The sequence below is a fragment of the Mediterraneibacter agrestimuris genome, assembly GCF_943193195.1.
GTDB classification, from domain to species: Bacteria; Bacillota; Clostridia; order Lachnospirales; family Lachnospiraceae; genus Schaedlerella; species Schaedlerella agrestimuris.
In genome coordinates, this window is record NZ_CALPDG010000002.1 from 172,249 (window position 1) to 191,293 (window position 19,045).

The window sequence follows — 19,045 nt, forward strand, 5'->3', positions numbered from 1 at the left end:
ATCCCTCCTATTTCATATTTCCACAAGTTTCTTTTTTGCCGCATTCCGAACAATCTGTTCCGCAGCCAATCTTTGCAGCAGCCTTTGTATCGCCCTTCTGCATGGCTTTCTTCTTTGCCACATTCTGCAGCGCAGTCAGTCCTGCAAGGACGAAAAACGCTCCCGGAGCCAGAATAAAGATCGTGATCGGCTCATAGGATACCGGAAGTACCTGCATATTAAATGCTTTGCCGGAACCAAGAAGCTCACGCACCAGACCGATCGCTGTCAGACCTACGGTAAATCCAAGTCCCATGCCAAGACCGTCAAACAGCGATGGGATCACAGGATTTTTAGATGCATAGCTCTCTGCTCTTCCAAGAATAATACAGTTTACTACGATCAGCGGAATATAAATTCCGAGTGAATCATACAGATCTGGTACAAAACCTTCCATTAAAAACTGTACCATCGTTACAAAAGAAGCAACAACTACAATAAATACCGGAATACGTACAGAATCCGGAATGATTTTACGCATCAAGGAAATTATCACGTTGGACAATACTAAAACGACTGTTGTAGAAAGTCCCATGCCCACACCATTGATTGCAGATGTTGTAACCGCCAGAGTCGGACACATGCCAAGCATTAACACGAAGGTAGGGTTCTCTTTTATCAGACCATTGTACAGTCTTTCAACACACTTATTCATTGACACTACCTCCTAACACATTCTGAAAATATACAAGAGCTGAATCCACCGCATTGGTAACAGCGTTTGTTGTAATGGTCGCTCCGCTTAAGGCATCAATCTTATCATCGCCTTCTTCTCCGCTCTTTGTATAGGTGAACTTCTCCACCTGTTTGTCTTTGAACTGCTCCTTAAATACCGGTTCGTCTGCTTTCATACCGAGTCCTGCAGTCTCAGAAATAGAAAGCATCTCAATGCCCTTTACTGTACCGTCGTTCAAAATACCAACGGAAACAGAAATATCTCCGCCGTATCCGTCATGAGAAGTTGCAGATATCACATATCCGATGATTTCGCCAGAAGCATCTTCAGCCGCTGCTACTTCTGTAATGTCCTCGGTATATCCTGCTTCTGAAACAACCGTCTTCGCTTCTTCTGCATCAAAGTCCTCATACGCGCTAAAAGCCGCTGCATCTGCAATTACAACTTTATATGCTTCCTGCTTTGCATTCTCCTGTGCAACTGCGATTGGCTCTTTTGTGATCTCATATACCAGCCCGAGAAGCGCACCGGCAACAAGAGTAATAATTGTCAATATAGCTGTATTCTTTACAATCTTATTCATTATTTCTCTCCTCCTTTACCAAATGGTTTTGGAAGAGTAACCTTCTCGATCAACGGAACCAGAAGGTTACTGATGATGATCGCATAGGATACGCCCTCAGCGCTTCCTCCGAACAGACGGAACAATCCAGTCAATACACCGAGACAGATACCATACACGATCTGTCCGGTCTTTGTAATCGGAGAGGTCACATAATCCGTCGCCATGAACCATGCTCCCAGCATCAGTCCGCCTCCGCAGAGATGAGCGGTAATGTACTGCGGGTCAAATCCATTTCCGCCGAAAATCGTAATAAAGATTACAAAAGAAACAATATATGTACCCGGTATCCGCAGGTCAATAATCCCAAGCAGGATCAAAAGCATTGCACCGATCATAATTGCCAGAACAGATGTCTCACCGATGGTTCCCCTGATATTTCCGAGAAGCATACTCATTGTATCCACTGCTTCTCCCGCTTTTAAATCAGCCAGCGGCGTCGCACCTGTCACTCCTTCATGAACAAAGTAAGTCATACGTCCTGTAAAGGAAATCAAAAGGAAACATCTTGCTCCCAGCGCCGGGTTCATGAAATTCTGTCCCAGACCACCAAAAAGCTGTTTCACAACAAGGATCGCAAATACAGAGCCAAGCGCACCCATCCAAAGCGGCAGTGTCGGCGGAAGATTCAAAGCAAGCAGAAGTCCTGTGACAACTGCACTAAAATCCTTGATCGTGATTGGTTTGTGCATCAGTTTTTCATAAAGATATTCTGTCAGTACCGCTGTACCTGTTGTCACCAATACGAGCAGCCACACATTCTCATGTCTGAAATTGTAAATTCCAAAGAACGTTGCCGGCAGTAAAGCGATCACAACCCACATCATAATATTGCCGGTTGTCACTTTATCCCGTATATGCGGTGAAGATGATACATTTAATTTCTCATTCACTGTTCATTCACCTCTCTATTTTTTCTTTTTGTTCGCCAGCGCAATCTTTCTCATAGAACCGATTGACTGCTTCAGCGGACGTTTTGCCGGACAGACATAGCTGCATGAACCACACTCCACACACTCCAGCCCATTCTGTGCCGTGAAGGTTTCCTCATCAAAACGCTCTGCATAATCTGCCAGTCTGGATGGAATGATCCGGCTTGGGCAAACCTCTACACAACGTCCGCAATTGATACATGCACTTGCCGGACTCTTTGCTACAATATCTTCCTTAAAAGCAAGAATTGCAGAAGAAGTCTTAGTCACAGGCGCATCCAGTGTAATCATTGCAAATCCCATCATCGGACCACCGGAGATCAGTTTCTGAGGCTCCTGTACAAATCCTCCCGCCGCTTCGATCAGCTCCCGGTGATTGGTTCCAAGCAACACCTTAAAGTTCCCCGGCTTCTGAACATCATCACCGCTTACAGTTACAATACGCTCTGTCAGCGGTCTTCCGCCTATCACTGCATTGTGAATACCGATCAGCGTTTCTACGTTATCTACGATACATCCCGCATCTGCCGGAAGCATCGTAGAATTGATCGCACGCTTTGTCAATGCATAGATCAATTGACGCTCTGCTCCCTGAGGATACTTTGTCTGCAATGCCTTAACTTCCATACGCGGCTCATCTTTTGTCGCTGCTTTCAACTTCTCTATACAGTCTTTTTTATTGTCCTCTACACCAAACACACCCTTTGCATTGGGGAACATTGAGAGCACAACACGCATACCGCTTACGAGATCTTCCGTATTCTCCAGCATTCTTCTGTAGTCTGCTGTAATATATGGTTCACACTCTGCACAGTTTGCAATAATATATTCAATCTTTTCCGGCTCTTTTGGTGAGAGCTTGACACGTGTCGGGAATCCCGCACCGCCCATACCAACGATTCCGGCATCGGCGATCATGTTTAGAATCTCTTCCTTACTTAATTCCGTCAATGGTTTTACAGGTGCATATTCTACTTCCTTATATTCACCATCATTTTCAATTACAATACAATCCACGCTGCTTCCCGTAGGGTTCAGGCGTTTCTCAACAGCCTTCACAGTTCCTGATACGGAAGCATAAACCGGAGCTGACACAAATCCGCCTGCCTCTGCGATTTTCTGTCCTTTTAAAACAGTATCGCCCTTTTTCACAAGAGCCGCTGCAGGAGCGCCGATATGCTGGGAAAGCGGATATACCAGATCACCTGAGGGTAGTAATTCGGTGATCGGCTGGTCTTTTGCAAGACTCTTTCCATCATTCGGATGGATTCCACCTTTAAAAGTCAAAAGTCCCATTCTGATTTTCCTTCCTTTCTTAGGTTAAATTATTATGTATACGAACTGCTCCGTAGACACAACACAACATTATTATAATACTAGATTTTATATACAAAATCCAGTTTATAACCTGTATTTTTTTGTACATTTCTAAATACATCTCGTTACGGTTTTAACAAAAACAGACCTCTATGCCATTGACTGGTATAGAGATCCGTTTGTTTCCTTAACTATGTGGCACCAAATGCCATCTTCGTTGCATATAATATACTTACTCTTCTTCACTCTGCTCATCAGCAGCTTCTGGAGCCTCCAGTGCCTTCATGCTCAGACTGATCTTCTTCTCACCCTCGTTCAGGTCTACGATCTTGGCTGTAATCTCCTGTCCAATAGAAAGTACGTCAGCCGGTTTCTCTACGTGTGCTCTGGAAATCTGTGATACATGAAGCAGTGCGTCTACACCTGGCTTCAGCTCAACAAATGCGCCAAAGTCTGTCATACGTGCAACCTTACCTGTGATCACAGTACCTACTGCAAAATCATCAGCAGCATTCGCCCACGGATTTGTCTCCGGGAACTTCAGGCTCAGTGCAACCTTTGTATCATTGATATCTTTAACAAGAACTTTTACAGTATCACCAACGTTGAATACCTTCTTTGGATTCTCAACACGTCCCCAGGACATCTCAGAAATGTGAAGAAGTCCGTCTACTCCGCCAAGGTCGATAAATGCACCGAAATCAGTTACATTCTTAACAACGCCCTCGATCGTATCGCCAACCTGTAGTTTTGCAAACAGTTCTTTCTGTTTCTCTGCTCTCTCAGCAACCAGAAGCTGTCTTCTGTCACCGATCACACGGTTTCTTCTTGGATTGAACTCGCTGATCACAAACTCAATCTCCTGCCCATCGTATTTGCTCAAATCCTTCTCATAAGAATCGGAAACAAGGCTTGCCGGGATAAATACACGTGCGCCTTCTACCTCTGCAGTAAGTCCGCCGCCGAGAATCTGAGTCACAGTAGCCTTGAGCACTTCTTTGTTCTCAAATGCTTCTTTCAGTCTCTCGTTGCCTTTCTCTGCCGCAAGTCTCTTATATGTCAGCAGAACCTGTCCTTCTCCGTCGTTTACTTTCAATACCTTCACAGTCATTGTATCTCCGACAGCAACAACTGTTGTCAAGTCCAGACTCTGATCGTTGGAATATTCACTCTTTGTGACAATACCATCGGCTTTATATCCAATGTTGAGGATAATCTCATCAGGCTTCACGTCAATGACTGTACCATCTACAACCTCTCCATTATGAATTGTTTTCAATGACTCTTCTAACATCTGTTCAAAAGATAATTCTGACATTATTTTGAACCTCCTCAATTATATTGTTGGGCGTGGATGCCCCTGCTGTAATACCTACTGTTTTTACCACTGACCCTAATTGATTCATATTCAAATCGTCAAGCGTCTGTATATAGTATGTATCATTGCATGCGCTCGCACATATTTCAAATAACTTCTGAGTATTGGAGCTGTTCTTGTCTCCTATAACAATCATAGCATCCACCTCTTCTGCAATCCTTTGTGCCTCAGTCTGACGCTCTTTTGTTGCATTGCAGATTGTATTTAAAACACATATATCATAACTCTTTTTGCGAATAATTTCAACTAAATCTTGAAATTTATTGTAATTAAATGTCGTTTGGGAGACAACACAGACCTTTTCTTCATTACAGAGTAAAAGATTTTTAATATCTTCTGCAGTTTGTACGACAGATACACGGTCACCCGCCCATCCCCGGATCCCTTCCACCTCCGGGTGCTCCGGATTGCCGATGATTATAATATATTTGCCCAGATTGCTTTCCTTCTGCACGATATTGTGAATCTTCTTCACAAAAGGACAGGTTGCGTCCACAATGACGATTCCCTTTTTATTCAGTTTGTCATAGATACGTTTCTCCACGCCGTGGGAACGGATAATGACAACACCTTTTTCCAGAGTGTCCAGTTCTTCTTCTGTATGGAGAACCATCACCCCTTTTTTCTCCAGATCCTTGATCACCTCTTCATTGTGGATGATCGGACCGAATGTATAGATAGTTTCACCTCTGTGTGCCTCAATCTGTTCATACACAGTATTGACCGCCCGCTCTACGCCGAAACAGAACCCTGCGGTTTTCGCCGTAATTACTTTCATTGTTACTCCCCGTTTCCTTTATAGTAAATTAATATGACTGCAGATTGTCCGCACGACCTCATCGATCCCCATATCCGAACTGTCTACCAGAACCGCATCCTCTGCCTGACGAAGCGGTGCTGTTTCGCGGTTCATATCCCGTTCATCACGATCCCGAATGTCTTTTTTAATCTCCTCATAATCGCAGGAAATTCCTTTTTCTGTCAGTTCATCATAGCGTCTCTTTGCCCGTGTATCTACACTTGCAGTCAGATAAATCTTCACATCTGCATTTGGCAAAATATTTGTTCCGATATCTCTTCCATCCATAATGACATTCTCGTTTCTTGCCAGTCCGCGCTGCAGCTCCAGCAGCTTCTCCCGTACTTTAGGAATGGCAGATGTTTTAGATGCCATATTTCCCACTTCTTCTGTCCGAAGCTGTGCAGTCACATTTTCTCCATTCAGATAAACTTGCTGAACACCATCTTCATAACTAATCGTTACATCTGCATCTTCGCATGCCGCAGCCACCTTGTCAGTCTCTTCCGGCTGAATTCCCTTTTTCAAAAAGTGCATCGCCATAGCACGGTACATTGCCCCTGTATCCACATAAATATATCCTTTTTCTTTTGCCACCAGCTTGGCAATGGTACTTTTTCCTGCTCCTGCCGGTCCGTCTATCGCTACATTATATCCCATAATAACCTCCTGCATAGAAAATCTTGTTACTGTTCACACCCTACAGGTGCTCCATTAACAGTATCCAGCCCATTTTAAGCCGCCTTCGGCGAGGGGCTGGATATATTATTGTCATCACTTCATTGGCCGGACACCTTGCAGCGCAGTGCAAGATGCCGTGTGAACAGTAACAAATTCTTCTTTTTATCTTGATACATTTCCGCCATAAATCCGCGCTCGCCTGTCAAACTGCATTTCCCGCCGCCGCGGCAGTAGACCATGCGATCTGCAAATTAAATCCCCCTGTCAGTGCATCTAAATCTAACACTTCACCAATAAAATACAACCCTTTCACTTTCTTAGACTCCATAGTTCCCGGGTCAATATCCTTCACGCTGACACCGCCCTTGGTGATGATCGCCTCATTATATCCACGCAGTCCTGTCAATGTCATCTCAAAATTCTTGATCAGCATACCAAACTTAAGACGCTCTTCTTTGGAAATCTCATTGACCTTCTTTTCCCCGGAAATCCCACTCAGCTCCAGCATTATCGGCTTTAACTTAGCAGGGAACAGCTTGTCCACTGCATTTTTAAACTGCCTGTTACGATTTTCTTCAAAATCACGCAGTATCCGCTGATCCAGTTGTTCTGACGTCAGTGCAGGCTTCAGGTCAATACGCAGACGCAATTCTTTCTCTTGCAGCTTCTTTCCCATTTTGCTGCTGGCACTAATGATAATGGGACCGCTCACCCCATAATGGGTAAACAACATTTCCCCGAACTCTTCGTATAATTTCTTTTTACCGTCATATATCACCGCATTAATATTACGCAGAGACAATCCCTGTAACTTTCTGGCATACCACTCTTTGACTTCCATTGGCACAAGAGACGGCATAAGTTTGGTCACACGATGCCCTGTCTCCTCGGCAAAACGGTATCCGTCTCCTGTAGACCCGGTAGACACATAAGAAACACCTCCGGTCGCTACAATACAAGCGTCTCCTGTAATTTCTGTTCCATTGCTTAAAATTATTTTTTGAAAACCGGGCATTGTCTGCTCTTTGTTCCTATCTGTATTTTCGGACACAATTCCTGGCTCTGCTCCCTGATCATTTCCTGCTGCTACGACTTTTTTTACTTCTGTATGCAAATTCACCTTCACGCCTAACCGTCTTAACTCCCGGTTCAATGCACTGATAACATCAGAAGAATGGTCGGAAACCGGGAACACCCGGTTTCCCCGCTCTACTTTCAGCGGCACTCCCAGTTCTTCAAACAAATCCATCACCTGCTCATTGGTAAAGCTGTAAAATGCACTGTATAAGAATTTGGGATTGCTTGTAACAGAGTTAAAAAGGGTATCCATATCTCCCGCATTGGTCACATTGCATCTTCCTTTTCCAGTGATAAATAATTTCTTGCCTAATTTCTCGTTTTTCTCATACAAATGGACTTCATGTCCGTTTCTGGCAGCAATTATAGCTGACATCATTCCTGCCGCTCCGCCGCCGATCACTAATACTCTGCTCATTCTATCTCCATATTAACCTGATTTAATTCATCACCGCTGTACACCTGATACTCTCCCCAGATTTTCTCTAATGTTTCCAGTGTATTCACGACATCCTGCTGCTTTTTCATGCAAAGCGCAACGACAAGCGCATTGATCACACTTAGCGGCGCAACGAGAGAATCTACAATAGATGCCATATCACTTCTTGCGATCAGATTGCAGGAAGAGTATAGATTCATCGGGGAATGAACACTGTCTGTCAGAGTGATAACCTTTGCTTTCCGGTTACTTGCAAATTCCAGAGCTTTAAGTGTCCGCATAGAATACCTCGGAAAACTGATTCCGATAATCACATCTTTCTCATTGATACGGATTAACTGCTCAAAAATTTCACTGGAACTGTTCGTATTCACTGTTATCACATGTTCACAGACCAGATTCAGATAAAAACTCAAAAAAGAAGCAAGCGGCGCACAGCTTCTGATACCGACAACATAAATACATTTGGCGTTCAGAATTGTGTCAATTGCAAGATCAAACGCATTCTGATCAATGGCTTCCATTGTCATTTTGATCTTTTCGATATCGGAATGCAATACCGTCTCCAGAATCTCTGACTGGGCGATTCTGCCGTAAGTGACTTCCATGCGCTGGATAGAATTCAGTTTATTCCGCACCAGCTCTTCCAGCGCCTTCTGGAATCCCGGATATCCTTTATATCCAAGCTGTGTTGCAAAACGCACAACCGTAGATTCACTGACCCCTACGACATCTCCCAGCTTTGCTGCTGTCAGAAAGACCGCTTTATCATAATTTTCAATTACATAATCCGCCAAACGTTTCTGTCCTTTACTGAACTGTCCCCGCCGTTCTTCTATGCGCGTCAGTAGTTCATTCGTACTGTTTTCTGCCACTTTTTATATCCTCTTTTTCTTAATCATTTACTGCTTTTTATTAAGAAAGCATCACGGGTAGATTACAACTATTCAGCCTGTCGGCTTCATAGTCACTCAAAACAGTCCACCGGACTGTTACGGTAAATTATACAATATCAGAGAATCATTTGCAAGTTATGAAACAGGGACAAGTTCCCTTGTATAAATGTTCAGCCACTCTTTTTCTTCTTCGGTAAGATATGGGGTGAGTTTTTCTCTTACCTGTTTATGGTACTGATTCAATAGCTTTCGTTCTTGCTCTGTCATCAGTTCCGGCTTGACTGCATCCAGATCAATTGGTACAAAAGTCAATGTCTCAAAATGCAGGAACTGTCCGTATTCATTGGCTTCTCCTTTTGTTACCAGCAGTTCATTTTCTGTGCGGACACCATGAGAATTTTCAATATAAATTCCCGGTTCATCGGTAATCACCATTCCCGGTTCCAAAACAGGAATAGCATGTGTAGTTCCCGCCGGCATTCTCCAGAAGAATCTTGCAGGCGGTTCATGGATACTGCCAAGATATCCCACACCGTGTCCTGTTCCGTGATTGAAGTTCAGATTATGCCGCCAGAAAGGCTCTCTGGCGGCATAATCCAGACTCATACCAGTACACCCATACAAAAACCGTGCATCTGCAAGATTTAACATACCGCACAGTACTGTTGTAAAATGAACCTTTTCTTTCTCCGTCAGTTCACCTAATACAATTGTTCTTGTGATATCTGTAGAGCCTTCATGATAGTGCCCGCCTGTATCACATAAAATCATCCCCTCTGCTTTCAACTCTGCATCTGTCTCCGGTACAGCAGAGTAATGAACAATAGCCGCATGTTCTTTATATGCGCAGATCGGTTCAAAGCTGGGACCGATAAAGTGTTCCTGTTCCAAGCGCAGGCTTTCTAGCTTCTCGGATGCTGAAATCTCGGTAATTTTTATTTTACCAACATTCTGTTTTAACCAGTACATGAATTTTGTACAAGCAATTCCGTCTTTCAAATGTGCTTTCCGAATGTTCGCTATTTCTGTTTCATTTTTCACTGCTTTCATCAGAATCACCGGATTCACTTGTTCCTCTTTCTTCACATACTCCGGCAAATTGCAATACAATGCATAATTCATCTGGTCTGGATCAAGAAGTACCGTTTCGCCGCTTTTAAACATCTTCATGCGTCCATAAATATCATTATAAGGATATAATTCTACCTTATTTTTATGAAGTATTTCTTTGATTTCACTGCTGAATTTCTGTTCATCCGCATATAATTCTACTCCGTCCATACCCACTACGGCATAAGAGAGAAGCAGCGGGCAATATTCCACATCATTTCCGCGGAGATTCAACAGCCATCCGATGTCATCCAGTCCTGTAAGTACACAGTAATCAGCTTCGCGCTCCTGCATTTTCCGACGCAGTCTGCTTACCTTGGAAGACATTTCTTCACCTGCATATTTTATGTCCAGAGAAAATACAGGTTCACAGGACATTTCCGTTCTGTCTGTCCATATTTCCCCCACCAAATCTATATCACTGCGAACACTTCCGTCTGCTTTTTCCACAATTTCTGCATACCGTTTCCCCACAGTGATACTGACTGTTCTTCCGTCAAAACCGATAGTATCTAAATCTGATGCCTGTACTTCCGCTTCCAGATACTTCTCTATCGTAGGAACTCCTGACTCGCCCGATTTTTGTAATAAAATTCCCGTTCCCTCCAATTGTTTTTCCGCCTGAATAAAATACCGTCCGTCTGTCCACAGATATGCTTCTTTCTGTGTAAACAACGCAGTTCCCGCAGAACCTGTAAACCCTGTCATATATTCCCGGCATTTAAAGTAATCTCCCACATATTCACTCTGATGAAAATCAGCAGTAGGAACGATATAGAAATCGATGCCCTGACTTTTCATTTCCTGCCGTAATAAAGCGATTCTTTCTCTTATCATGTCAATCCTTTCATCATCCTTGCAATTTTTGCTGAAATCCGCATATATTTTTATACTGTTAAAGTGTCTTTTACTGCATTATACAGGTGTTCCCACTTCAATCAGATTGCCATCCAAATCATAAAACCGAACTACTTTTTGCCCCCATCTGTGTGTCATAATCTTGTTAACATATTGAATTTCGGGATACAATTTCTCCAGTTTTTTAACAAACACTTCTATCTCTTTTTCTTCAAAATACAATTCACAGGAATTGCTTTGAGGTATGATATCCTTCTTCAGAAAATCTTTCCAGATTCTTTCATCCTGAAGCACAAGTCCCTCTGTCAAAATCATGTTGCCGTCATTATCAAGCACCATATCAAGCCCAAACAAATCATGATAAAATTGTTTTGACTTTTCTATATCTTTTACAACAATTAAAACATTCTTCAGTTTCATTGCTGTTCACCTCCTAAACTTTGCCAACACTTCTTACTTAATTTTTCATCCATAATTATTCTTTCACATCTCTCATAGCGGTATGCAGTAATCCTGTCTCCATTCATTCCTCCCACAAATCCTCCCTCATCATCTTTATTCCTTTTACTATATCACATTTCAGTCCAACATCCTTCCCGAAAAAATATCAAAAGGAAAAAGAACCAGCTCCGATTATTCAGAACTGGTTCTTCTATTTTTCATTTTTCTTATACCGGATATGCTCCGTTCTCTGTATCAGCAACTGTTGCATCTACTTTTGTCTGCTGTGCTTCACGGTACTTGAAGAAATCTGTCGCAACCTGCGGGAACAACGCATAACTTAATACATCCTCGTCCTGCTGGCTCCACTGTGCACACTCTTTGCGGAGTGTATCCAACTCATCTGGAATCAAATCAGCCGGACGGCAGGTAATAATCTCTGCATCCTCGCCGATAACTTTCTTCTGTACTTCCGGATCAAACGGTTTAACTGTTGCACCATATTTTCCGGAAAGAACGTCCTTTGTTTCCTTTGTAGCCATCTTATAACGTTCGCCCATCAATACGTTGAATACAGCCTGTGTACCCACAATCTGTGAAGACGGTGTAACGAGCGGAGGCTCACCAAGATCCTTACGTACACGCGGTACTTCTTCCAGAACCTCATAGAATTTATCTGCGGCGCCCTGTTCCGCAAGCTGGCTTGTCAGGTTAGACAGCATACCGCCTGGTACCTGATACAAAAGTGTCTTAATATTGACACCAAGGTTCTTTGGATTAAGCAGTCCGCTCTCCAGAGCCTCGTCGCGCAGAGGACGGAAGTAATCTGCGATTTCTGCCAGAAGATTCTGATCCAGACCTGTGTCATAAGGCGTTCCCTTAAATGTCTCAACCATAACCTCTGTCGCCGGCTGGGACGTTCCCAGTGCAAATGGTGACATTGCAGTATCGATGATATCCGCTCCTGCTTCTACCGCCTTTAAGTATGTCATAGAAGCCACACCGGAAGTATAATGTGTATGCATCTCAATCGGAATCTCAACTGCTTCCTTCAATGCCTCAACAAGCTCTGTTGCCTGATACGGACAGAGAAGTCCTGCCATATCCTTTACACAGATAGAATTAGCGCCCATTTCCTGAATCCTTTTCGCCAGTTCCATCCAGTATTCCAGTGTATATGCCTCACCCAGTGTATAAGACATTGCAACCTGTGCATGTGCTTTTTCTTTATTCGCTGCGGTAACTGCGGTCTGCAAGTTACGCATATCATTCAGACAATCAAAAATACGGATGATATCGATTCCGTTTGCTGCTGATTTCTGTACGAAATACTCTACAACATCATCTGCATACGGACGGTATCCGAGGATATTCTGTCCACGGAACAACATCTGCAATTTTGTATTCTTAAAGCCATCACGGAATTTACGAAGTCTCTCCCACGGATCTTCCTTCAGAAAACGGAGGGAAGCATCAAAAGTTGCCCCGCCCCAGCATTCCACTGCATGGTATCCGACTTTGTCCATTTTCTCGACGATCGGCAGCATCTGCTCTGTTGTCATACGGGTGGCAATCAGAGACTGATGAGCGTCACGAAGGATTGTTTCTGTAATCTTAACTGGTTTTCTTACCATATCTGCCATTTTCTTATTCCTCCATTATTATTTCACGCCGAATATTGCCATAAATGTTCCGGCTGCTACCGCAGTACCGATAACACCTGCAACGTTCGGACCCATCGCATGCATCAGCAGGAAGTTGGTCGGGTCTGCCTCTGCTCCGACTTTCTGAGATACCCTGGCTGCCATCGGAACAGCAGATACACCTGCGGAACCGATCAGTGGATTAACCTTTCCTCCGGTTGCTTTGCACATGATTTTACCAAAGATAACTCCAGCCGCTGTACCAAATGCAAATGCGATCAATCCCAATGCAACAATCTTCAGTGTATCCCAGTTCAAAAATGCTTCTGCACTTGTGGTCGCTCCAACTGATGTTCCAAGCAGGATAACTACGATGTACATCAAAGCATTGGATGCAGTCTCGCTTAACTGTCTTACAACTCCAGATTCCTTGAACAGGTTACCAAGCATCAGCATACCTACCAAAGGTGCTGTTGTCGGCAGAATCACGCAGACAACGATAGTAACAATAATCGGGAACAAAATTCTCTCCAGTTTGGAAACCGGACGAAGCTGATCCATTTTGATCTTACGCTCTTCTTCTGTTGTCAGAAGCTTCATGATCGGCGGTTGGATAATCGGCACCAGTGACATGTAAGAATATGCCGCTACTGCGATTGGTCCCATAATCGCAGTCTGGGACAGCTTACCCGCAAGGAAGATGGATGTCGGTCCGTCTGCTCCTCCGATAATAGAAATTGCAGCAGCAGCTTTGTCGGAAAATCCCATCGCCATAGCCCCAAGATAAGCAGCAAAGATACCGAACTGTGCCGCCGCGCCAAGAAGGAAGCTCTTTGGGTTGGCAATCAACGGACCAAAATCGGTCATCGCTCCTACACCCATGAAAATCAGGGACGGCAAGATAGACCACTCGTCTAATACATAAAAATAATAAAGAAGTCCGCCTGTACCGTTTGCGGCATCTTCAGCATGCAGCATAATATCCGGATAGATATTTACAAGCAGCATACCAAATGCAATCGGAACAAGCAGAAGCGGCTCAAAGCCGTGTCGGATTGCTAAATATAGGAACACACAGGCAACTGCAATCATGATCAGATTTCCAACCGTCAGATTCATGAATGCAGTCTGGTCTATGAGGTTTCCTAATGTATTTGAAATATATTCCATTTGTCAAACCTCCCGGAAAACTAGTTTAATGTAGCCAGTACTGCTCCTGCCTCAATTGCATCACCTACTGCCACATCAATACTAGCGACTGTTCCTGCTTCCGGCGCTACAACCGGAATCTCCATCTTCATCGCTTCAATGATAACTACAGTATCTCCTGACTGTACGCTCTGTCCTACATTTGCTTCAATTTTAAATACCTTCCCTGCAGCACCTGCCTTTACCTGAATACTGCCTGCACCCGCTGCTGCCTTCTTTGGCGCTGCTGCAGGCGCTGCCTTCGGTGCTGATACAGGAGCAGATGCAGCTGCCAAAGCTGTGCCTGCGCCGTTCTCTTCTACTGTTACATCATATACATTGCCGTTTACTGTAATTGTATAATTTTTCATTTCCAAATTCCTCCTGAATTAATTCCATTTGTTTGATTTTCTTCTCTTAATGGAACGAACAACAAAACCATCTGTCGAAGTTCCCTCATATGCCGCAATCGCTGCTGCGATCGCTGCCACAAGTTCGCCGTCATCAGATACACTGACCTCTTCGGCAGCAACTGCTGCCAAAGCTGCAGTCTCCTGCTTCTTTGTTTCCGGCTCTCTTTTCTTTTTAAATTTCTTCTCAATTACAGGAATGTATTTGAAGAGTGAAATGATAAATGAAATAAAAATCAATACAACAAATACAGTTCCCATTCCCAATACCGTGTTCAGTCCTGCCTTTGTCAGAATCTCACTCATTGCGTAATCTGCATTGACAGTGATACTTTCCATATTCATCTTATCGTCAAATGCAAATTCTATCACACCTGTACGATCCGCACATGTGATTTCTGCTGAGAGCATTGCACCGCCGTTCTTCTCTTCCAGTTCATACTCCCCATGGTCCGCAAACGCGCCGCATTCTTCTACTCCTGCAGTCCACGCATCCATCATCGCCCGGAAATTCTCCGCTTCAACCGGAAATCCTGAATTCAGAAGCATCAGATTCAATTCCAGATCAGACATATCCCGGAACATCTGCATATCAGCCTCGCCCATACTGCTGAAATTCATAATCATCGCATCTGCATACTGTTCCATCATAGACTGATCATATATTGTCTCATTTGCAGACTTGCTGCCGCATCCCGCCAGACTTAAGGCCAGAATGAGGACAAGTCCCAATAAACTTAATTTTTTCTTCACTTTGCCTCACCTCTCTAAACCGTACCGTGTTTCTTTTCCGGACGATTCTCTCTCTTTGTGAACAGCATTTCAAATGCACCGATTAGATACTTTCTTGTATCAGCCGGCTCAATGATTGCATCCACATATCCTCTTCTTGCTGCGGATAATGGACTGGACTGCAGCTCTTTATAAGCCGCCGCTTTTTCTTTTAAGTTATCAGCATCAATACCTGCATACATGATCTTCGCAGCCAGTGAAGAATCCATCATACCGATTTCAGCATTTGTCCATGCATAGACCAGATCTGCCCCGAGAGACTTGCTGTTCATTGTCACATACGCACTTCCATATGCCTGTCCGATAATAACATTTACCTTCGGCACAGTTGCATTAGCAAACGCATAAGTCAGTTTAGCTACACTCTTTGCCATATTCTTCTCGGATTCTTTCGTTGCTTCATAGCCTGTAACATTTGTCAGTGTCAGCACTGGAATAGAAAATGCATCGCAGAAATTGATGAAATCTGCAGCTTTCTTACACCCGTCCACAGTCAGGACCGTATCAAAATTCTCCGCATTCCCCTCTGCGTCATATACTTTAGAACGGTTTGCAACAGCACCGATGGTCATGCCGTTCAGACGGATAAATCCGGTTGCCATTTCTTTCGCATAATCTTTCTTTGTCTCAAAGAAAATATTGTTATCAGAAATTGTTGCAAGAGCAATTCCTGTATCCTCCGCTGCATTTTCCAGATCTGCGCATATCCGGTTCAAGTCGTCCAGACATTCGCCATAAGACATATCATCTTCGTTATTTGCCGGAATCATGCAGATCAAAGAACGAATCTGTCCGAGAATCTCCTCTTCTGTTCCGATTCCGTCTACCAGACCTGCTGTCTTACTCTGATATTCTGCTGAAGACGTATCACATCTGGATACTTCATTGCCTTCCAGTGCATTCGGAGAATTTACAAACAGCTTACTATCTTTACTCTCCATAAAGGTAAAATCAGTCAGTCCCGGAACAATTGCCAGACCGCCGCCGCACATGCCAAAGATTGCAGTAATCTGTGGAACTACACCGGATGCCATTGCCTGCTTATAATAAAGTCCGCCGAATGCTTCCAGCGCATCGGTTGCCTCCTGAAGTCTTAAGCCCGCACAGTCGATCAGACCGATGACCGGCGCTCCCATCTTCATTGCCATATCATAAATACCGGCAATTTTCTTTGCGTGCATCTCGCCGACTGAACCTTTTAATACATCAGCATCTTGACTGTACACATAAACAAGATTGCCGTCAATCACTCCGTAGCCGGTGATCACACCATCCGACGGAGTACAATTTGCCTGTAAATTGAAGTCAGTATTTCTTGCTGTCACAGCACCACCGATTTCAACAAAGCTTCCCTCATCAAGCAAAGTGGCAATTCTCTTGCTTGCAGAGTTTCCAGTTGCATTGTAGCTCATACCATAGCCCTCCATGTTATATATTTTAAATAAATAATCCAAAATTTCTGCCTTTTATATTATATATCAACATTGTGTATATTTCAATCAATTTCCATGGGAAAATATAGTTACACGTTTTTAACGTTTTTACGGAGTTTGCAGCAAGTGCAAACTCCTATGCTAAACTGTTACACAAAATTTATATGCCGAACTGATATGCGGGGCATTCAATCACACAGTAAAACAGAGAGGCGGCATTTCAGCTATATGCCCCTCTCTGTTTTATGTTCCCGTTTTGTCAGTTTCTTTTTTACTTTTGATTTCTATACTGCACCGGAGTTATATTATACATTTTCTTGAAAATACGGTTAAAATGCTCCACATTCTGATAACCGACAGATTCTGCAATACTCTCTACTGTTATGTTACTGCTCTTTAACATCGCTTTTGCCTTTTTCATCCGCACCTTCTTCAAAATATCCCCAAATGTCATGCCGGATTTTTCTTTTATATATTTCGACACATATGGTTTGGAGAGGAAAAACTGTTCTGCCAGATCATCCAGTGTCACTGTCTTGTAATTTGCATAAATATAATTGGTAATTTCCAGTATTCTTGTGTCCTTGGACACGCTGCGTTCTTGAACTTCCTCCAGCTTATTAACCGCTACTTCCAACGCTCCAATAGACGCTTTAATAATATCAGCATCAATGCCGACTCCCCAGTAGGTCTTATCTTTGCTGACAATTCCCACGTAGGCAACCGCTTTAGAAGAAGAACCGGTTGTCAAAGAATGCTCCTCGTAAAACGTCAGTTCATATTCAATATCAAAATAATGTTTCAGTGCATTGCTGACAGCATCCAGACGTCCGTTTCCAACACCTGTAATATTCCGTTTATCTCCCGCATGAGTGATCACTGCCTCAGAAACAATGCCGTCTTCCTGTTGAAAGTGGCAGGAATCAATCGTAAAAATACTTTTCGCATTGATGTAATTGTCTTCAAAAATATGATATACCCAGTCTGCAGTAAGTTCTTTGTGTGCCTTGTCGGAAACATCTTTAACCAAGTATCCGACTTCTTCTCTCATCTTCTCCGGCAGACTGATTCCGAAACTCTGCTTCAGGATATAGTTCACACCGCCCTTGCCTGACTGGCTGTTAATACGAATCACATCGGAATCATACCTTCTGCCTACATCCTGAGGATCGATCGGCAGATAAGGAACCGTCCACTTATCGCACTCTTTCTCTTCTCTCCATGACATGCCCTTTGCAATTGCATCCTGATGAGATCCTGAAAATGCGGTAAATACCAGTTCTCCTGCATAAGGCTGGCGCGGAGATACCTGCATTCTTGTCAGACTCTCATATACTTCACAAATTTCACTCATATTTGCAAAATCCAGCTTCGGATCAATTCCATGGGCAAACATATTCATGGCAAGTGTAATAATGTCCACATTACCGGTACGCTCACCGTTTCCAAACAGAGTTCCCTCAATTCTGTCTGCACCCGCCAGCACTCCAAGCTCTGCATCACTGATACCGCAGCCGCGGTCATTGTGCGGATGTAAAGAAATGATAACATTATCACGATACAAAAGATTCTTGTCAAAATACTCTACCTGACTTGCGAACACATGCGGCATGGCAATCTGCACTGTTGTCGGCAGATTGATAATTGCCTTCTTCTCTGGTGAAGGCTTCCACACATCCAGAACCGCATTGCATACTTCTAATGCGTAATCTACTTCTGTTCCAGGGAAACTCTCCGGGCTGTATTCAAATGTAAAGTTGCCATCGGTCTGTTCTGCCAGTTCTTTTAACAACTTGGCGCCATCAATGGCAATCTGCTTTACCTGCTCCTTATTCTTTCTAAACACTTGCTCACGCTGCGCCACAGATGTTGAATTGTATACATGTATAACTGCATGCGGTGCGCCTTTTACTGCCTCAAAAGTTTTTTTGATAATATGCTCCCTCGCCTGTGTCAGCACCTGAACCGTTACATCGTTCGGAATCAGCTCCTGCTCGATCAAAGTACGCATAAACCGAAACTCCGTCTCGGACGCCGCTGGGAAACCAACTTCAATCTCTTTAAATCCAACTTTCACAAGCAACTTGAAAAATTCCACTTTCTCTTCCAGACTCATAGGCTCAATCAATGCCTGGTTCCCGTCACGTAAATCTACACTGCACCAAATCGGCGGTTTGTCAATATAGTCTTTCTTCACCCAATCATAACAGTCTACAGGCGGCATAAAATAAGACCGCTCGTATTTTTCAAAATTTTTCATAACAGCATCTCCTTATATTTTATCAATTTAATTGTCTTTTTTTATCTTCGTTTA

General features: G+C 43.5%; 17 protein-coding genes. All 17 read right to left on the minus strand.

Annotation, left to right across the window (positions count from 1 at the left end; translation table 11 throughout):
* Positions 1 to 7: 7 nt before the first annotated feature.
* The 17 genes from rsxE to NFS18_RS02205 all read right to left on the minus strand — a co-directional run bounded on the left by rsxE (position 8) and on the right by NFS18_RS02205 (position 18,991).
* Entirely contained in the window at positions 8 to 694 is a 687-nt protein-coding gene (rsxE, locus tag NFS18_RS02125; RefSeq protein ID WP_251387228.1) for an electron transport complex subunit RsxE, read from the minus strand.
* Complete coding sequence (locus NFS18_RS02130; protein WP_251387230.1) at positions 687 to 1,298, minus strand: RnfABCDGE type electron transport complex subunit G; 612 nt, start codon at positions 1,296 to 1,298, stop codon at positions 687 to 689. The genes rsxE and NFS18_RS02130 overlap by 8 nt, the downstream gene beginning before the upstream one ends.
* The gene (locus tag NFS18_RS02135) at positions 1,298 to 2,230 is read right to left on the minus strand and encodes an RnfABCDGE type electron transport complex subunit D (RefSeq protein ID WP_251387232.1); all 933 of its coding nucleotides are present in this window, start codon (positions 2,228 to 2,230) and stop codon (positions 1,298 to 1,300) included. Before NFS18_RS02135 ends, NFS18_RS02130 begins: the two co-directional genes overlap by 1 nt.
* Before the next feature lie 15 nt (positions 2,231 to 2,245).
* A complete protein-coding gene (gene rsxC / locus NFS18_RS02140; RefSeq protein ID WP_251387234.1) occupies positions 2,246 to 3,565 on the minus strand; it encodes an electron transport complex subunit RsxC in 1,320 nt (439 codons plus the stop codon).
* A gap of 253 nt (positions 3,566 to 3,818) precedes the next feature.
* Entirely contained in the window at positions 3,819 to 4,904 is a 1,086-nt protein-coding gene (rpsA, locus tag NFS18_RS02145) for a 30S ribosomal protein S1 (protein WP_251387236.1), read from the minus strand.
* The gene (ispH, locus tag NFS18_RS02150; protein ID WP_251387238.1) at positions 4,885 to 5,742 is read right to left on the minus strand and encodes a 4-hydroxy-3-methylbut-2-enyl diphosphate reductase; all 858 of its coding nucleotides are present in this window, start codon (positions 5,740 to 5,742) and stop codon (positions 4,885 to 4,887) included. Before ispH ends, rpsA begins: the two co-directional genes overlap by 20 nt.
* Before the next feature lie 18 nt (positions 5,743 to 5,760).
* Positions 5,761 to 6,423, minus strand: a complete 663-nt coding sequence (cmk, locus tag NFS18_RS02155; protein WP_251387240.1) for a (d)CMP kinase — start codon at positions 6,421 to 6,423, stop codon at positions 5,761 to 5,763.
* A 223-nt stretch (positions 6,424 to 6,646) separates the two neighbouring features.
* Entirely contained in the window at positions 6,647 to 7,939 is a 1,293-nt protein-coding gene (locus NFS18_RS02160; protein WP_251387242.1) for a BaiN/RdsA family NAD(P)/FAD-dependent oxidoreductase, read from the minus strand.
* The gene (locus NFS18_RS02165; RefSeq protein WP_251387244.1) at positions 7,936 to 8,835 is read right to left on the minus strand and encodes a MurR/RpiR family transcriptional regulator; all 900 of its coding nucleotides are present in this window, start codon (positions 8,833 to 8,835) and stop codon (positions 7,936 to 7,938) included. The genes NFS18_RS02160 and NFS18_RS02165 overlap by 4 nt, the downstream gene beginning before the upstream one ends.
* Positions 8,836 to 8,991: 156 nt before the next feature.
* A complete protein-coding gene (locus NFS18_RS02170) occupies positions 8,992 to 10,803 on the minus strand; it encodes an aminopeptidase P family protein (RefSeq protein ID WP_251387254.1) in 1,812 nt (603 codons plus the stop codon).
* Between the two features lie 78 nt (positions 10,804 to 10,881).
* On the minus strand, positions 10,882 to 11,244 hold the full coding sequence (locus NFS18_RS02175; protein WP_251387256.1) for a VOC family protein: 363 nt from the start codon (positions 11,242 to 11,244) through the stop codon (positions 10,882 to 10,884).
* Positions 11,245 to 11,492: 248 nt separating this feature from the next.
* On the minus strand, positions 11,493 to 12,908 hold the full coding sequence (locus NFS18_RS02180) for an oxaloacetate decarboxylase subunit alpha (RefSeq protein WP_251387258.1): 1,416 nt from the start codon (positions 12,906 to 12,908) through the stop codon (positions 11,493 to 11,495).
* Between the two features lie 18 nt (positions 12,909 to 12,926).
* Positions 12,927 to 14,078: a sodium ion-translocating decarboxylase subunit beta gene (locus NFS18_RS02185; protein WP_251387260.1), complete on the minus strand. Its 1,152-nt coding sequence runs from the start codon at positions 14,076 to 14,078 to the stop codon at positions 12,927 to 12,929.
* 20 nt (positions 14,079 to 14,098) lie between these two features.
* Positions 14,099 to 14,467 (minus strand): biotin/lipoyl-binding carrier protein, encoded by a 369-nt coding sequence (locus NFS18_RS02190; protein ID WP_251387261.1) that lies wholly within the window; start codon positions 14,465 to 14,467, stop codon positions 14,099 to 14,101.
* 18 nt (positions 14,468 to 14,485) lie between these two features.
* A complete protein-coding gene (locus NFS18_RS02195) occupies positions 14,486 to 15,259 on the minus strand; it encodes an OadG family transporter subunit (protein ID WP_251387263.1) in 774 nt (257 codons plus the stop codon).
* A gap of 14 nt (positions 15,260 to 15,273) precedes the next feature.
* Complete coding sequence (locus NFS18_RS02200) at positions 15,274 to 16,710, minus strand: acyl-CoA carboxylase subunit beta (protein ID WP_251387265.1); 1,437 nt, start codon at positions 16,708 to 16,710, stop codon at positions 15,274 to 15,276.
* 292 nt (positions 16,711 to 17,002) lie between these two features.
* Positions 17,003 to 18,991, minus strand: a complete 1,989-nt coding sequence (locus NFS18_RS02205; protein WP_251387267.1) for a 2-isopropylmalate synthase — start codon at positions 18,989 to 18,991, stop codon at positions 17,003 to 17,005.
* Positions 18,992 to 19,045 lie beyond the last annotated feature (54 nt).

Excerpts from the sequence above, each read along its gene's own strand:
- rsxE (WP_251387228.1), bottom strand. The coding sequence starts at position 694 with ATGAATAAGTGTGTTGAAAGACTGTACAATGGTCTGATAAAAGAGAAC.
- NFS18_RS02130 (WP_251387230.1), bottom strand. The coding sequence starts at position 1,298 with ATGAATAAGATTGTAAAGAATACAGCTATATTGACAATTATTACTCTT.
- rsxC (WP_251387234.1), bottom strand. The coding sequence starts at position 3,565 with ATGGGACTTTTGACTTTTAAAGGTGGAATCCATCCGAATGATGGAAAG.
- rpsA (WP_251387236.1), bottom strand. The coding sequence starts at position 4,904 with ATGTCAGAATTATCTTTTGAACAGATGTTAGAAGAGTCATTGAAAACA.
- ispH (WP_251387238.1), bottom strand. The coding sequence starts at position 5,742 with ATGAAAGTAATTACGGCGAAAACCGCAGGGTTCTGTTTCGGCGTAGAG.
- cmk (WP_251387240.1), bottom strand. The coding sequence starts at position 6,423 with ATGGGATATAATGTAGCGATAGACGGACCGGCAGGAGCAGGAAAAAGT.
- NFS18_RS02160 (WP_251387242.1), bottom strand. The coding sequence starts at position 7,939 with ATGAGCAGAGTATTAGTGATCGGCGGCGGAGCGGCAGGAATGATGTCA.
- NFS18_RS02170 (WP_251387254.1), bottom strand. The coding sequence starts at position 10,803 with ATGATAAGAGAAAGAATCGCTTTATTACGGCAGGAAATGAAAAGTCAG.
- NFS18_RS02175 (WP_251387256.1), bottom strand. The coding sequence starts at position 11,244 with ATGAAACTGAAGAATGTTTTAATTGTTGTAAAAGATATAGAAAAGTCA.
- NFS18_RS02180 (WP_251387258.1), bottom strand. The coding sequence starts at position 12,908 with ATGGCAGATATGGTAAGAAAACCAGTTAAGATTACAGAAACAATCCTT.
- NFS18_RS02185 (WP_251387260.1), bottom strand. The coding sequence starts at position 14,078 with ATGGAATATATTTCAAATACATTAGGAAACCTCATAGACCAGACTGCA.
- NFS18_RS02190 (WP_251387261.1), bottom strand. The coding sequence starts at position 14,467 with ATGAAAAATTATACAATTACAGTAAACGGCAATGTATATGATGTAACA.
- NFS18_RS02200 (WP_251387265.1), bottom strand. The coding sequence starts at position 16,710 with ATGAGCTACAATGCAACTGGAAACTCTGCAAGCAAGAGAATTGCCACT.
- NFS18_RS02205 (WP_251387267.1), bottom strand. The coding sequence starts at position 18,991 with ATGAAAAATTTTGAAAAATACGAGCGGTCTTATTTTATGCCGCCTGTA.